The organism is Streptomyces sp. XY006, assembly GCF_002237655.1.
Taxonomy (GTDB): domain Bacteria; phylum Actinomycetota; class Actinomycetes; order Streptomycetales; family Streptomycetaceae; genus Streptomyces; species Streptomyces levis.
On sequence record NZ_NOKT01000016.1, the window covers coordinates 118,103 to 132,416 of the forward strand.

Sequence of the window (14,314 nt, forward strand, 5' to 3'; positions counted from 1 at the left end):
CATCAGCTCGATCAGTTCGATGCGGTCGGCGAGCGCGGTCATGAAGGACTCCCTGCGGACTCGGGTGCGGGCGCGGGCTTAGGGTTCCGGGACCGGTGGCTCATCGCGAGGATGCCGTCCATCAGTCGGGCCGGCAGGTGACGGGCGAGGGGGATGACGAAGGCGGCGTCCGTGCCGAGGGTGTAGCGGGTGCGCGGGCGGGGCGTGGTCGCCACCCTGGCGATCCTGGCCCCCGCCTTGGCCGCCGGTACGGCACGCTTCAGGAAGGCCGTGTTGGACGCCACCGTCGCGTTGATCAGGCCGCCGTAGAGACGCTGGTGCTCGGCGCTCATCCCAGCGGCGAGTTCGAGGGAGATGTCACCGCTGCGGGCGGCCATCTCGGTCCGGACGCCGCCGGGCTGGACGACGACGACCTGCACACCGTGCGCCGAGACCTCGCGACGCAGGGAGTCGCTGGCCGCTTCGAGGGCGAACTTGGTTCCCGCGTACGCCCCGAAGACGGGCAGCGCGGCCACCCCGCCCACGGAACTGATGTTGACGATCCTGCCCCGGCTCCGCCGCAGGAGGGGCAGGAGCTTCTGGACGACGGCGATGTGCCCGAAGAGGTTCACCTCGAACTGCTCGCGCCACAGGGCGAGAGGGAGCACCTCGACGGGAGCGTTGATCTCGATCCCCGCATTGTTGACCAGGACTCGCAGCAGGCGCCGTTCCGGGTCGTCGGCGATGCGCCGGGCCAGGGCCTCGATGTGTTCCGGGACCGTGATGTCCAAGGTGACCGGTTCGATGCCGTCGGCCCGGACGGCGTCCGCCTCGCTTTCGGTGCGTACCCCGGCGAGGACGTGGTAGCCCCTTGCGGCGAGGGCCTGGGCCGTCGCGGCTCCGATGCCCGTGGAGGCGCCGGAGACGACGACGAGTTCGTTCACCTTCCGAGGGTTCTTCGGCGGGTCGTTCCGCGCTTCCTTCTGCGGGTCTTTCCATGGACGAAGCACAGGGGCGGGTCCTTTCACAAGGCTGGGGGCGCGGGCACATCGAGGGGGAAGCGTGTGCCGGCTCAGCCCTCCGACGCCTCCCACAGCCGCCGGGCCAGGGCGGCAGGGAGGGATCGGGGGACACGCCACGAGAGTATCCACTGGAAACATTGTTGTCAATGGAAACATTGCGCTGAGTAGGCTGATCCCCATGCCTGACACCACCGACCAGCGGCCCTACCACCACGGGAATCTCCGCATGGAGTTCCTCGACGCGGCGGAGCGCAGCCTGAGGGCGCACGGGGTCGATCAGCTCTCGGTGCGGGACCTGGCGCGGGACATTGGCGTGAGTCACGCGGCGTTCCGCCGGCACTTCGCGGACCGCCGCGCGCTGCTCGACGCCCTCGCCGAGTCGGGGTTCGTCCGCCTGGGCGCGGAGCTGCGGGCCGCCGTGGACGCGATCGACGGCGAGGACGACCTGTCCGCTCGCCTGCACGCGTTCGCGTCGGCCTACGTCCGGTTCGCGACCGAGAATGCCGCGCTGACCGGGCTGATGAACTCCAGCAAGCACCGCCCCGGGGCGACCGCGGTCGCCGAGGCCGCCGCAGCCGCGTTCGGCCAGATCGGCGACTTGATCGAAGAGGGCCAGGCGCGCGGCGAGTTGGAGGAGGGCGATCCGGAGGACGTCGGACTCATCATCTACGCCACCGTCCTGGGGATCACGTCCATGCTCAACAGCGGCATGATCGAGCCCGAACGGCTCGAACACCTCGTGGACACCGCGGTGACACAGTTCCTGCGAGGCGCCCGCCCGACGGAGCCGCGCTGACCCTGCCGCCGCTCACACTTGCTGGTGTCAGCTGGTCGGCCCTGGCTGCGCGTCATTGCAGCGCGTTAGCGGTAGGCGCTGGCCTATTGCTCCGACGGGTCATGCGGCCATCGCTCTAACGATTCCGTCGGGGGATGCGATCTCCCCAGGTGTATTCCGTCGGGGGATGTGAACTCTCCCCAGGTGTATCGACGGCGCCTGTGGCCAGTCCGCCGTACCCACCTATGGCCGCACCAGCGAGGCATCCGCCCCGGCGCCTACAGGCCCCGCAATGAGCCCCGTTACAGCGCCCGTCTGCGCAGCAGCACGCGCCCTCGCTGGCGTGCTCGGCGAGCTGCGCACGGGAGCGTCCTGTTCACCAGTTCCCGGTGAACAGGTGGGCGAGTGCCTGGGGCGAGTTCGACGCGTTGGCATCGTTGGAGAAGGCGAGGACCGGGGAGGCACCCGGAGCGGCGTGCGCTACACAGCCGTGGACGACCCAACCCGCGCGGTGCCCCGCATGGGTTGGGTCGTCTCGTAAGCGGTCGGTCTGAGGGAGGTAGCGTCGGCGCTGAGCAATTGCTGACGGTCAAGAACCGGCGGTCCGCCTACCTCTTTCCCAGACCGAACCTGTTCGTCAGCAGAGAAATCCCTGCCAGGCCCAGCGCTGCTGCGGCGACGTACATCCACACGTTTCCACCGGCCGCAATCACCAGTAAGACACCCACGATGATGCAGGCCACCGCCAGCATCACGAGGGGTAGCGACCTATTGTTCGTGTCTGACACTGCAACTCCCGAGAGACCGGCTGCGGGCGCAACTTCAAGGCACGCCCGCAGGTACTTGCTATTCCATAGTCACGAAGGACACGACACCGGCTGCAGCCCCTACAGCACCGCAACCGGCACCGACGGGCGTCGGCCCAGCGACCACCGTGCAGACACCAGCGCCCGCCGCGACGCCTGTCGCCCCCTTGTTGACTTTCTTCTTCACTTCCTTCGATGCGCACACCACGCCGCCGGTAGCCTTCCCGAAGGCGTTGTCGCAGAAGCCCAGGCCAGACGGATCAGCATGGTTGACGGGGTCGCCACCCGCGTACAGGTAGGGATTCGCCTCCTGCCCCGACGGGTCCGGCTGGGTGAAGCGGCCGAGGGACGGGTCGTAGTAGCGGTGGCCCATCTTGTAGAGGCCGGTCGGATCCAGGTACGTGCCCGCGTAGCGGTGCGGCTGGGGGACTGCCTCGGTGGTGGTGCCGCGGGGCAGGCCCGTGGGGCCGTAGGCGTAGGTGTGCGTGCGCTTGCCCGTGTCGTCGACTAGGCCGAGGACGTTGCCCGTGGCGTCGGTGAGGTAGTAGTAGGACTTCCCCCCAGTCGTCATGGAGTTCAAGGTGCCCGCCGGTTCGCGGATGAATCCGGTGTCCACGCCGTTCGTGGTCGTGGAGGCCAGGCCCAGTGCGGTGTGGTGGAACCAGGTCGAACCCAGCTTGGTGCGCTCGGAGTTGTCCGTGCCCGCGTGGACCAGGTCGTAGCTCTTGCCGCCTGCGGTGATGGCGGAGAGCTGGCTGTAGTCCGTCCAGGTCTCGTTCGTGCGGGCGGTGGTGCTCGCGCCTGCCGTCTCGTTGCCGAGCTTGTCGTAGGACCAGCCGGTGGTGGAGCCGTTCTTGCCGGTCAGTTCGCTGGCGTCGTCGTAGGTGTAGGTGGTGCCGCCGGGGCAGGCGTTCTTGCTGCCGTCCTGGCTGGTGAGGTTGCCGGCCTTGTCCCAGCAGTACAGCCACGACGCCTTGCGGGCTCCGGCGGAGTCGGCTTCCAGGGCGTAGCGCAGGCGGTCCTGGGAGTCGTAGTCGTAGGTGGTCCTGTACTTGGTGAGGTTGTCGGTGCGGGTGCGGATCTTGGTGGTGTCCTTGCCCGCGGTGTTCTTGTAGTCGTAGGTCAGGTCGATCAGGGTGGCCGTGCCCGAGGTGGTTTTGACGGCCTCGGGGCGGCCGTTGTCGTCGATCGTCACCGACTGCGTCGTGCCGCCGGGGTAGACGGTCTTGGTGCGCTTGTCGTTGTCGTCGTAGTCGAAGTCGGTCTTCTTGCCGTCCGGGGCGGTCAGGTAGTCCAGGCGGCCGGCCTTGTCCCAGGTGTAGTCGGTCTTGCCGGTGGGGTCGGTGTAGTGGTCGACCTCGCCGCCCGGGGTGTAGGCCAGCGCCGTCTGCGCGCCGTTCTGCAGGGTGCGGACACTTTCGCGGTTGAGCTTGTCGTAGGTCCAGCCGGTGGTGCCGGAGGCGTCCGTGCGGGTCCTGACGTTGCCGTCGCCGTCGTAGGAGTACGTGACCGTGGCGTTGGTGGAGGACACCTTCGTCACGCGGTCGCGGTTGTCGTAGACGTAGACGGTCTTGATGCCGCGCCCGTCGGTGACGGTCTCCACCCGGCCGAGCGCGTCGTAGGTGTAGGTCGTCGTGCCCAGCGGGGCGGGCGGGTCGACCGTCTTGAGGTTGCCCTTGGCGTCGTACGTGAACGAGGTGACCTTGCCGTTGGCGTCCTTCGCCGTGCAGCGCTGGCCCTCGAAGCCGCCGCAGGTCGGGGTGTCCTGGTTGTAGGTGTACTCGCGGGTGCCGCCGGCCGTGCCGGACGTGGTGACCGACATCGTGTTGCCGTTGGTGTCGTACTTGAAGGTGTCCTTGCGGCCGTCCGCCGTGGTGAAGTCGTTGGGCAGGTCGGTGCCGGCGACGGTCTGGTACGCCGTCACCGACGCCGTGGCACCGAGCGGGAGCTTCTGGGAGAGGGCGTTGTTGCGGCCGTCCCAGCCGTAGGTGGTGGTGTTGCCGCCGGTGCCGTCAGCGCCCGTGCCCATCGCGTCGATCGCGGTCTGGAGCAGGTGGTTGGTGTACTTGGCGTGGCGGGAGTGGTCCAGGGGGTCGGTGACCTTGGTGACCTCGCCGTCCGCGTTGTGCAGGTACTTGGTGGCGTCGCCGTCGGGGTCGGTGACCGTGGTGGTGCCCGCCTCGGAGGGGGCGGCGGCCGTGTAGTCGTAGCGCCACGTCGGGCCGGTGTGGCCGGTGCTCGTCGCCTCGGTGGCCCGCTGCATCGACCTGACGCGGTTGTGGGCGTCGTAGGTGAACAGCGTGATGGTGCCCTCGGGGGTGGTCACCTTGGTCAGGCGGCGCGAGGAGTCGTACGCGTAGGCCGTGGCCTTGCCGTCGGTGTCGGTGACCTTGGCGAGGTTGCCCGCCGGGTCCAGGTCGAACACGGCCGTGCGGCCCGTGTGGTCCTTGGCCTGCCACTGGCTGGCGTCCGTCTTCACCAGGTCGATCCAGCGGCCCGAGCGGGTCTCGGTCAGCTTGAAGCCCTTGTGCTCGCCGCCCTCGTCGTGCTGGTCGACGGTGATCGTGCCGTCGTTCCTGTCCGTGACCTTGGTCAGCGTGCCGTGCTCGTCGTAGGTGTCCTTCGAGCCCGACTTGCGGTCGGTCAGGGTGTAGGTGCCGTCCGCGTTCTTCTTCAGGTCCTTGGAGTAGCCGGTGGGCGTGGTGTAGCCGCCGGTGGACGTCTGCTTGAAGCGGAGGGCGTCGCTGGTGGAGTCGTAGACGATGAGTTCCCCGTCGCCGAACTGGAGGTAGCGCTCGTACGCCTGCCACCAGCGCTGCGACACCTTCCCCCAGGGCGCCTCAAGGGAGTTGTACGTCCGCGTCAGTTGCAGCTTCTGACCGACGCCGGCGATGTCGAAGTCGGTCGCGGCGAGCATCAGGTTGCCGTTGGAGAGGTTCACTCGTGCCACGAGTGCGTCGTTCAGGCGCGTGTCGGTGATCCGGTGCCAGGGCACCTCGCCCTGGCCCTCGGGAACGAACGGGGTGGCATCGGCGGCTGCCCCCGCGCGCTCGGCCCCGGCCTTCCCTCCCGCCGTACGAGCCCGCTGCGCCGCCCGCCACGCCGCGACCTCGGGCGACGGCTCGGCCTCCGCCTGGGACTCCGGTGCCTTGACCGATCCGGCCGGTGTCGCCGGAGCCTCCACCTTCGTCGGCCTCGTCCAAGGGCTCTCCGGCTCCGGTAACTCCGTTTTCGGCGTTGCGGCCAGGCCCGGTGCCGCCGAGAGCACCACGGCGGCGGTCGTGAGCGCGGACAGGAGAGCGGTTCTGTGTGTTCTTCGGGCACGCCACAGGGACGTGCTCCGCGCACGTGAATGCATCGGCTTCCCCCACGGAAGGCAGACAGACAGTCAGAACAGGCGGCTCATACGGTCACCTGGGCCACACAAGCTGTCACAAGAAGCGCACAAATCGGCGCGGTGTGCCCCCGAACGTCCGTTGCATGCGGGTCGGAATGAGACCCGCCGCTTCTCCGCGCCAAACCAGGGCGATACTGTCCCAACTGCCTGTGGAGGAGGGTGGAATGCTGGGGTCCGTCCTCACTTGCGAGTGGGACGTTGACCGGAATCGCGTGAGGTGCAGCATGGCAACCACCCACTGGCTGGGCGACCCGCCCGCGGAGCACGACCCGCTGACCGCTTGGGCGTTGTCCCGGCTCGCCGCGACGGTCGCCGAGGACGCGCGGGTGGACGCGGTGGTCGAGATCGCCTGCGAGGAGCGGGAGTTCGAGCCGGAGCTCGAAGGGCGGTTCGGTGCCGGGACGACCGGCGGGCCTGCCTCCCGGCGGCCCCGGGGGACACGGACCTTCCGGCTGGACGGGGTCTCGCCCGCCCTGCTCCGGGAGGAGGACTCCGACGAGCCGTGGGCCGTGCTGTTCGACCCTGCCCGGTTGATCCGGGGGATCGGGGCGGTGACGCGGGCCGAGCGCGGTAAGGGGTATGTGGAACTCGCCCTGGTTCCGCACCCGTTGTTCGCCGACCCCGCCGACGCCTGGTTGCCGCCCGGTGCCCGGGGCCTGGTCGTACGGCTCGATCCGGGCACCGGTTTCCTGTCGTCCGCCACGCTCCACGACGACCGTGACCCGCTGGCCACGGCCCGGGTGGATGAGCTGGGCGTCCGCGACGTGCTGTCTTCGGCCGAAGCGGGGTGGGTGGTGGCGCGGATGGCCCGGACGCTGGTCGAACCCGTCCGGCTGACGGCCGACGTCGCCGTCGAGGCCGACCCGCACGAGGATCTGGCCTTCACGGGCGGGCCCTCGGCCCGGTCCTGGACGGTTTCGGCCGGCGGGCGGGAGCTGACGGTGACCGGGGACTACGCGCCGGACGTGACGAGCCCGTCGGCGGCCCGGCTGGCCGAACTGCTCGCGCCGGCCAGGATCGTGTCCCATCTGGCGCGCGTCACGGCCGTGTCGGCGACCTCCGTCCGGGCCGGTGTGCGTCCGCTGCGCACTTTCCCGCTCAGTGCCTGGGCTCCGGACGAGAGCCTGACGTGCGCTTTCACCGTCGACCAGGAGACGGGCGTCCTGGTGCGGGCGGAGGCGACGGCGGAGGAGGAGGGCGGCCGCGTGGTCTTCCGCCACGTCGTCACCGCCCTCGGCGCGCGGCGCTCCGGCTGATCCCGACCGGTCCTGTCGTCCCCGCGCGCGTGGTCCCGGCTGTACGCGGCCCCGGCGGGCCGACGGCTGGAGGCGGCAGCCCGGCGGCCGGCAGCCGTGGGCGGCCGACGCCCGGGCGATCGTGGGGTGCCGCGCAACAGGCGTGAGGGCCACCAGGTACGGGTACCCGATGGCCCTCACGGAGGGGTTAGTGGCGCCCGGTCCGCGCGTCGCTGCGGGTGCGCGCGGACCGGGGCCGTCATGGGGAGAGCCCCTCGGGGGCTCAGCGGGACGCGAGTTCGCGCGGCTCAAGGGCCGCGGTGTGCGCGTCCATCCGCTCGGCGGCCAGGATCGCGGCCGCCGTGTCGGCGCGGGAGGCGGCGACCACCAGCGCCCGGCCCGCCAGGGCGTGCGCCCGCCGGTGCAGCGCGGCGGCGCTCCGCTCGCGCCGCGTGCCGGTCACCCGGGCCGGGGCGGGTCCGCCCCTCAGCCGGCCCACCTGCTCCGCCAGCCGCTCCGCCGCCGTGTCCAGGTCGGCCGAGCCCTCCAGCGCGCGCAGCTCGTCCGTGACGGCGAGCAGGGCGGCGAGATGGCCCGCGAGCTGGATGTCCAGCTCTTCCTCGCGGGAACGGTGGGGGAAGTCCGGGTTGGGGCCGTCCGGCGTGCTGTGGACCGACTTGGTGCGGATCGGTTCGTACATGGAGGGCCTCCTGAGTGCTAACAGGAAACCATCCTAGCTTAGATTTCGTCTAAAGTTGAGTTGTTCACAAAATCGGACTGGCCGCACACATACGGTGAGCGTGGGTGTCCGGTTCAGTGCTGGCCGTAGCCGTCCAGGAAGTGCCCGATCCGGCCCACCGCGTCACGCAGGTCGCCGACCGTCGGCAGGGTCACGACGCGGAAGTGGTCCGGCTCCGGCCAGTTGAAGCCGGTGCCCTGGACGACCATGATCTTCTCCCGCCGGAGCAGGTCCAGGACCATCCGCCGGTCGTCCTTGATCTTGAAGACCTTGGGATCCAGGCGCGGGAAGAGGTACAGCGCCCCCTTCGGCTTCACGCACGTCACGCCCGGGATCTGGGTCAGCAGCTCGTAGGCGACGTCCCGCTGCTCGCGCAGCCGCCCGCCCGGAAGCACCAGGTCGTTGATCGTCTGGCGGCCGCTGAGCGCGGCGACCACCCCGTGCTGTCCCGGCATGTTCGCGCACAGGCGCATGTTCGCCAGGATCGTCAGGCCCTCGATATAGGAGTCGGCGTGCGCGCGCGGCCCGGAGATGGACATCCAGCCCACCCGGTAGCCGGCCACCCGGTACGCCTTCGACATGCCGTTGAAGGTGAGGGTGAGCAGGTCGGGGGCGACCTTGGCGGTCGGGGTGTGCACGGCGTCGTCGTAGAGGATCTTGTCGTAGATCTCGTCGGAGCAGACGAGCAGGTTGTGGCGGCGGGCGATGTCGGTCAGGCCCTTGATCATCGCCTCGTCGTAGACGGCGCCCGTGGGGTTGTTCGGGTTGATGATCACGATCGCCTTGGTGCGGTCGGTGACCTTGCGCTCGACGTCGGCGAGGTCCGGCATCCAGTCGGACTGCTCGTCGCAGCGGTAGTGCACGGCGGTGCCGCCGGAGAGGGAGACGGCGGCCGTCCACAGCGGGTAGTCGGGCGCCGGGACCAGGACCTCGTCGCCGTCGTCGAGCAGGCCCTGCATCGCCATCACGATCAGCTCGGAGACGCCGTTGCCGATGAAGACGTGCTCGACATCCGTCTCGATGCCGAGGGTCTGGTTGTGCATGACGACGGCCCGGCGTGCGGCCAGCAGGCCCTTGGCGTCCCCGTAGCCGTGTGCCGAGGAGACGTTGCGGAGGATGTCCTCCAGGATCTCGGGCGGGCACTCGAAGCCGAACGCCGCCGGGTTGCCGGTGTTCAGCTTGAGGATCCGGTGACCGGCCGCTTCCAGCCGCATCGCCTCCTCGAGCACCGGGCCCCGGATCTCGTAACAGACGTTGGCGAGCTTGGTCGACTGGATCACCTGCATGCCTGGGAGCTTACGGCCCGGTAATGCCTCACGGGCCGTGTTTTCCGCCACGTGAGACGCGGAGGTTTGGGTGGATATCGTCGTCGGCTGTCCCACCAGCACCTCTGGTCCCTAGAATGCGCCGCCATGTCCAAGCCATTCGAGTACTCCGACGGAGCGACGGGCGGCGGGCCCCAGGGGGCGCCGAACGTCTATGTGCCGCAGGGTGCCCCGCCCCCGGAGTACGACGCCTACGCCGACCCGGCCGCGGCCCACGGGTGGCAGGACGTCTACGACGGCAGGCCCGCGACGGACGGCGAGGGTCGCCCGGACGACCGGGGCCGTCCGGACGGCGCGGGCCCCAGGGGCGGCGAGGGCCGTGCGGAGGACGCGGGCCGTGCCGACGGCGCGGGTGACACGCAAGAACTGGTGGCGGTTCCGGCCCGGACCCGGTCCGGCGGGGGCCATCGCTCCCGGCGCAAGCCCCCGGCGTGGCGCACGCGCCGGGTGGCGATGGCGGCCGGGGCCGTGGGTGCCGTCTCCGCCGTGGCGCTGATCGCCGGCTTCTCCTTCTCCGGTACGTCCTCCGACGGGACGGGGGGCGGCAAGGGCGGCCGGACGCCCCCGACGGCGGGGGAGACTCCGGCGGAGCCGCTCTCGGACAGCGGTCGCGCGTCGTCCCCCGGCGCACCGCTCGACAGCGGGTCGACGGACCAGGGCCCGGCCTCCGGTGCCGAGTCCGCCGCCCCGTCCGCCCCCTCCACGCCGGCGAGCACCACCCCCTCGGCCGACGGCACGGACACGCCGGAGTCCCCGGCGGGCAGCCCCACGGCCGGTGCGCCGACGACCTCCGCCCCCGCCACCACGACACCCCCGGGCCGCGGCAACGGCAAACCGGGGCACGGCCCCGGGGGTACGAAGGGGCCCAAGTAATCCGAGCAACCCAGGCGCGAGCAGCCCAAGTGGCGGGCCCTTCCGGCCGGTTGAGCCAGGTCGGTCCGGAATCCCTGGTTCCGATCGTGGAACGGGTTCTTGTGCGGTTCGCCTTGCGACGATCACAATGCACATGACAATCGTGCAGGCGGCCGGAGATTTTCCGGCCGCCTCCGTCGCAAGAGGGGACCCCCCATGAGAAAACCTCTCGCCGCCGCGTTCCTCGCCCTGGCGATAGCCGGGGCCGGCGCGGCTCCCGCGACCGCTGCCGAGGCCGCCCCCACGGGCGTCGGCAAGGCCGCGGACGCGGGCTCGGGCACGTCCGCCGTCGCGGGCGTGGTCACGTCCGTGGAGCAGGCGCTGGCCGGGCTCAACCCGTCGGCCAAGGCGGTGAACTTCGCCGGCACGGTCGCGCTGAGCAACTGCTCCGGCTCGGTCGTGCGCATGCCGGACTCCGAGAGCGACGACCCGGCGCTCGTGATGACCAACGGCCACTGCCTGGAGTCCGGCTTCCCCGGGCCCGGCGAGGTCCTCGTCGACAAGGCGTCCAGCCGCACCTTCAGCCTGCTGAACGCCTCCGGCTCGCGCGTGGCCACCCTGCGCGCCGCCAAGCTCGCCTACGGCACGATGACCGACACGGACGTCGCGCTGTACCAGCTCACCACCACGTACGCGCAGATCAAGAGCTCGTACAACATCAACCCGCTGACGCTGAGCGACAGTCATCCGGTCGCCGGCACCGCCATCAGCATCCCCTCGGGGTACTGGAAGCGGATCTACAGCTGCTCCATCGACGGGTTCGTGCCCACCCTCAAGGAGGGTGACTGGAGCTGGAAGGACTCGGTCCGCTACACCTCCGCCTGCAACACCATCGGCGGCACCTCCGGCTCGCCCGTCGTCGACCAGGCCACCAACCAGGTCGTCGCCGTCAACAACACCGGCAACGAGTCCGGCGAACGCTGCACGGTGAACAACCCCTGCGAGGTCGACGCGAACGGCACCGTGACCGTCCGCAAGGGCATCAACTACGCCCAGCAGACGTACCGGATCCCCGCCTGCTTCGGGATCGACAACAAGCTCGACCTGAGCGCGAGCGGCTGCGCCCTGCCCAAGCCTTAGGGCAGGGTGCCGGCCGGGCGGTCACGCGCGAGCAGTTCCGCGGACCGCCCGGCCCGCCAGCACGTCCGTGCGCCGGCCGTCCTCGATCACGAACCGGCCGTCGACCAGGACGTGCGGGATGCCCGTCGGGAGGCGGCGCGGCTCCGCGAAGGTGGAGCCCGCCGCCACCGTCGCCGGGTCGAACAGGACCAGGTCGGCCACGTAGCCCTCGCGGACCAGACCCCGGTCGGGCAGGCGCAGCCGCGCGGCCGGACGCGACGTCAGGTGCGCGACGCACTCCTCCAGCGACAGCACCCCCAACTCCCGTACGTAGTGCCCGAGATAGTGCGGGAACGTGCCGTAGGCGCGCGGGTGCGGCTTGGCGCCCTGGAGGATGCCGTCCGAGCCGCCCGTGTGCACCCGGTGGCGCATGATCTCCCGGACGTTCTCCTCGTGGCCCACGTGCTGCAGGATCGTCGGGGCCAGCCGGTCGGCCAGCAGCAGCCCGCGCGCGGTCACCCAGGGGTCCTCCCGCCGCACCGCCGCCGACTCCTCGATCGTGCGGCCGACGTAGTCCGCGAGGGCCGGATCGTTCACGCCCGAGATCTCGATGGTGTCCCACTCGACGGGCACGCCATGACAGCCGTCCGAGCCGGTGACCTCCAGGTCGTGGCGGATGCGCGCCGCCGTGCCCGGGTCCGCCAGCCGCCTGAGGGTCTCGTCGGGGCCGCCCTCGCTCGCCCAGCTCGGCAGCACCGCCGCCAGGGTCGTGCAGCCCGGGGTGTAGGGGTAGGTGTCGAGGCTGATGTCCGCCCCGGCCGCCAGGGCCTCGTCCAGCAGGGCCAGCAGCTCCGGCGCCCGGCCCTTGTTCACGCCGAAGTTCATCGTGGCGTGGGCGAGATGGAGGGAGCAGCCCGCCTCACGGGTCAGCGCGATCATCTCCCGGTACGCCTCCAGGGCGCCGGCGCCGTAGGAGCGGTGGTGCGGGCAGTAGTAGCCGCCGTAGGACGCCACGACCTTGCACAGCTCGGTCAGTTCGGCGTCCGGCGCGTACATGCCGGGCGTGTACGTCAGCCCCGACGACATGCCGACCGCGCCCTGCTCCATGCCCTCGGCGACCAGCCGGCGCATCCGGTCCAGCTCGGCGGGGGTGGCCTCCCGGTCCTCCCAGCCGACGGCGAGCGCCCGGACCGTGCCCTGCGGGATCAGATAGGCCGCGTTGACGGCGATCCCGCGGTCCAGCCGGTCCAGGTACTCGCCGACCGTGCGCCAGTCGAAGTCGATGTCGTCGCCGGGCCCGTTCCACCCGGCGATCGCCCGGCGCACCTCGCCGAGCGTGCGGTCGTCGACCGGCGCGTACGACAGCCCGTCCTGGCCGATCACCTCCAGCGTCACGCCCTGCGCGGCCTTGGCGCTGTGGTCGGGGTCGCGCAGCAGCGCCAGGTCGCTGTGGGCGTGCATGTCGACGAAGCCGGGGGAGAGGACCAGCCCTTCGGCGTCCAGCTCCCGGCGGGCCCGCGGCCGCTGGCAGCCGGACGCCGCCGCCTCCTTGACGATCGAGGTGATCCGGCCGCGGTCGACGACGACGTCGGCCCGGTAGGAGTCCGCGCCGGAGCCGTCGACGACGTCGGCGTCCCGGATGACGAGCTCTTCCATCGCTTTGCCGCCTCCTAGAAGAACGTGCGGACGTAGTCGACGACCGTGCCGTCCGCCTCGGCGACCGGGATCAGCTGCCACTTGTCGAACGAGGTGCACGGGTGGGACAGACCCAGGCCGACCCAGTCGCCGACCCGGAGGTCCGCCTCCGGTGTGGTGCTCAGCCAGGCGTGCTGGTCGGACAGGGCCGTCACCGACACGCCGGTGGCCGGACGCTCGGCGCCGTCCCGGCGGATCACCTGCGCGAACGGCAGGTCGAGGTCGTAGGCCGCGTCCCGCTTGCCCGCGTTGACGAAGGCCTGCTCCGCGCTCGGCCGTGACACCACCTGGGTCCACAGCCGGAACGCGGGCTCCAGGGCGCCCTCCTCGGGCACCCGGTTGAACGGGGTCAGCTTGCGGTAGTGGCCGTCGTCGTGCGAGACGTAGGCGCCCGAGCGCAGCAACTTCAGGACGGGCCGGGACAGTCCGGGGATCCCGGCGAAGACGTCGGCGACCGCGTCGAACCAGGCGCTGCCGCCCGCGCTGACCACGATCTCGTCCAGGCCGGAGAAGCGCCCCGCCGCGTCGAAGTCCGCGGCGAGCGCCACCAGCCGCCGCAGCCACGCCGTCACCCGCTCCGGGTCGGCCTTCGGCACCTCGCCCTCGTACCCCGCGACCCCGACGAGCCGCAGCGTCCGCGTCGCGGCCACGGCGTCCGCGACCGCCGCGCACTCCGCCTCCGTGCGGACACCGGTCCGGGCACCCTCGCCGGCGGCGAGTTCGACCACGACGTCCACCGGCCGGGCGGCGCCCCGCAGGGCCGCGTCCATCAGCTCGACGCCGCGCACCGAGTCGACGTAGCAGACGAACCGGAAGTCCGGGTCGGCGTCCAGCTCGCCCGCGATCCAGCGCAGGGCCGCCGCGTCGACCAGTTCGTTCGCCAGGAACACACGCCGGGTGCCGAAGGCGCGCGCCACCCGCACCTGGTGCGGCACCGCCAGCGTGATGCCCCACGCCCCGTGCTCGATCTGCCGGTGGAACAGCTGCGGGGCCATGGAGGTCTTGCCGTGCGGCGCGAAGGCCAGGCCGTGCCGGGCCGCGTACGTCTCCATGAGCCTCAGGTTGTGCTCCAGGCGCTCGGCGGACAGCGCGAGCACGGGGGTGGCGAAGCCGCCGGTGAAGAGGTTGCGGCGCTGGGCGGCCAGCTCGCCGACGGTCAGCCCGTCGGCGTCCGGCGGGAGGCCCTTGAAGCGGTGGTCGACGCGCTCTGCGGCGAGCCGGGCGAGGGACTCGGCGGCGGTGTCGGCTGTCATGGAGCCTCCTGATCAGCGGTGTTGCATTACTTGCAACCTTCATTGCGTATATCGCTCAACGCTGTCTAACATCTCGGCCACCGCCGGTCAATGAAACCGCCACCCACCGAAGCCGCC

The 14,314-nt window shown here is 71.0% G+C and carries 10 protein-coding genes; 4 read left to right on the forward strand and 6 right to left on the reverse strand.

Annotated features, from left to right (window positions below):
- Window positions 1–38 precede the first annotated feature (38 nt).
- Window positions 39–923, reverse strand: a complete 885-nt coding sequence (locus CHR28_RS20070) for an SDR family NAD(P)-dependent oxidoreductase (RefSeq protein ID WP_256984311.1) — start codon at window positions 921–923, stop codon at window positions 39–41.
- A 256-nt stretch (window positions 924–1,179) separates the two neighbouring features.
- Here CHR28_RS20070 and CHR28_RS20075 point away from each other — a divergent pair, with 256 nt between their 5' ends.
- The gene (locus CHR28_RS20075) at window positions 1,180–1,797 is read left to right on the forward strand and encodes a TetR/AcrR family transcriptional regulator (protein ID WP_094055035.1); all 618 of its coding nucleotides are present in this window, start codon (window positions 1,180–1,182) and stop codon (window positions 1,795–1,797) included.
- 825 nt (window positions 1,798–2,622) lie between these two features.
- Here CHR28_RS20075 and CHR28_RS20080 read toward each other — a convergent pair.
- Window positions 2,623–5,940: an RHS repeat-associated core domain-containing protein gene (locus CHR28_RS20080; protein ID WP_256984312.1), complete on the reverse strand. Its 3,318-nt coding sequence runs from the start codon at window positions 5,938–5,940 to the stop codon at window positions 2,623–2,625.
- Between the two features lie 263 nt (window positions 5,941–6,203).
- On the opposite strand from CHR28_RS20080, the gene CHR28_RS20085 reads away from it, so the two are divergent.
- Window positions 6,204–7,235: a hypothetical protein gene (locus CHR28_RS20085; RefSeq protein WP_094055037.1), complete on the forward strand. Its 1,032-nt coding sequence runs from the start codon at window positions 6,204–6,206 to the stop codon at window positions 7,233–7,235.
- Window positions 7,236–7,497: 262 nt separating this feature from the next.
- Here CHR28_RS20085 and CHR28_RS20090 read toward each other — a convergent pair whose 3' ends face one another.
- Entirely contained in the window at window positions 7,498–7,914 is a 417-nt protein-coding gene (locus CHR28_RS20090; RefSeq protein ID WP_094055038.1) for an SCO4983 family protein, read from the reverse strand.
- A gap of 113 nt (window positions 7,915–8,027) precedes the next feature.
- On the reverse strand, window positions 8,028–9,239 hold the full coding sequence (locus CHR28_RS20095) for a pyridoxal phosphate-dependent aminotransferase (RefSeq protein ID WP_094055039.1): 1,212 nt from the start codon (window positions 9,237–9,239) through the stop codon (window positions 8,028–8,030).
- Between the two features lie 126 nt (window positions 9,240–9,365).
- Here CHR28_RS20095 and CHR28_RS20100 point away from each other — a divergent pair, with 126 nt between their 5' ends.
- Both CHR28_RS20100 and CHR28_RS20105 read left to right on the forward strand, forming a co-directional pair.
- Complete coding sequence (locus tag CHR28_RS20100) at window positions 9,366–10,151, forward strand: hypothetical protein (protein ID WP_094055040.1); 786 nt, start codon at window positions 9,366–9,368, stop codon at window positions 10,149–10,151.
- Between the two features lie 195 nt (window positions 10,152–10,346).
- Complete coding sequence (locus tag CHR28_RS20105) at window positions 10,347–11,270, forward strand: S1 family peptidase (protein ID WP_094055041.1); 924 nt, start codon at window positions 10,347–10,349, stop codon at window positions 11,268–11,270.
- A gap of 21 nt (window positions 11,271–11,291) precedes the next feature.
- Here the strand turns inward: CHR28_RS20105 and CHR28_RS20110 are convergent, their stop codons facing one another.
- Both CHR28_RS20110 and CHR28_RS20115 read right to left on the reverse strand, forming a co-directional pair.
- Window positions 11,292–12,905 (reverse strand): N-acyl-D-amino-acid deacylase family protein, encoded by a 1,614-nt coding sequence (locus CHR28_RS20110; protein ID WP_094055042.1) that lies wholly within the window; start codon window positions 12,903–12,905, stop codon window positions 11,292–11,294.
- A 14-nt stretch (window positions 12,906–12,919) separates the two neighbouring features.
- Complete coding sequence (locus CHR28_RS20115; RefSeq protein WP_094055043.1) at window positions 12,920–14,197, reverse strand: amino acid deaminase; 1,278 nt, start codon at window positions 14,195–14,197, stop codon at window positions 12,920–12,922.
- Window positions 14,198–14,314 lie beyond the last annotated feature (117 nt).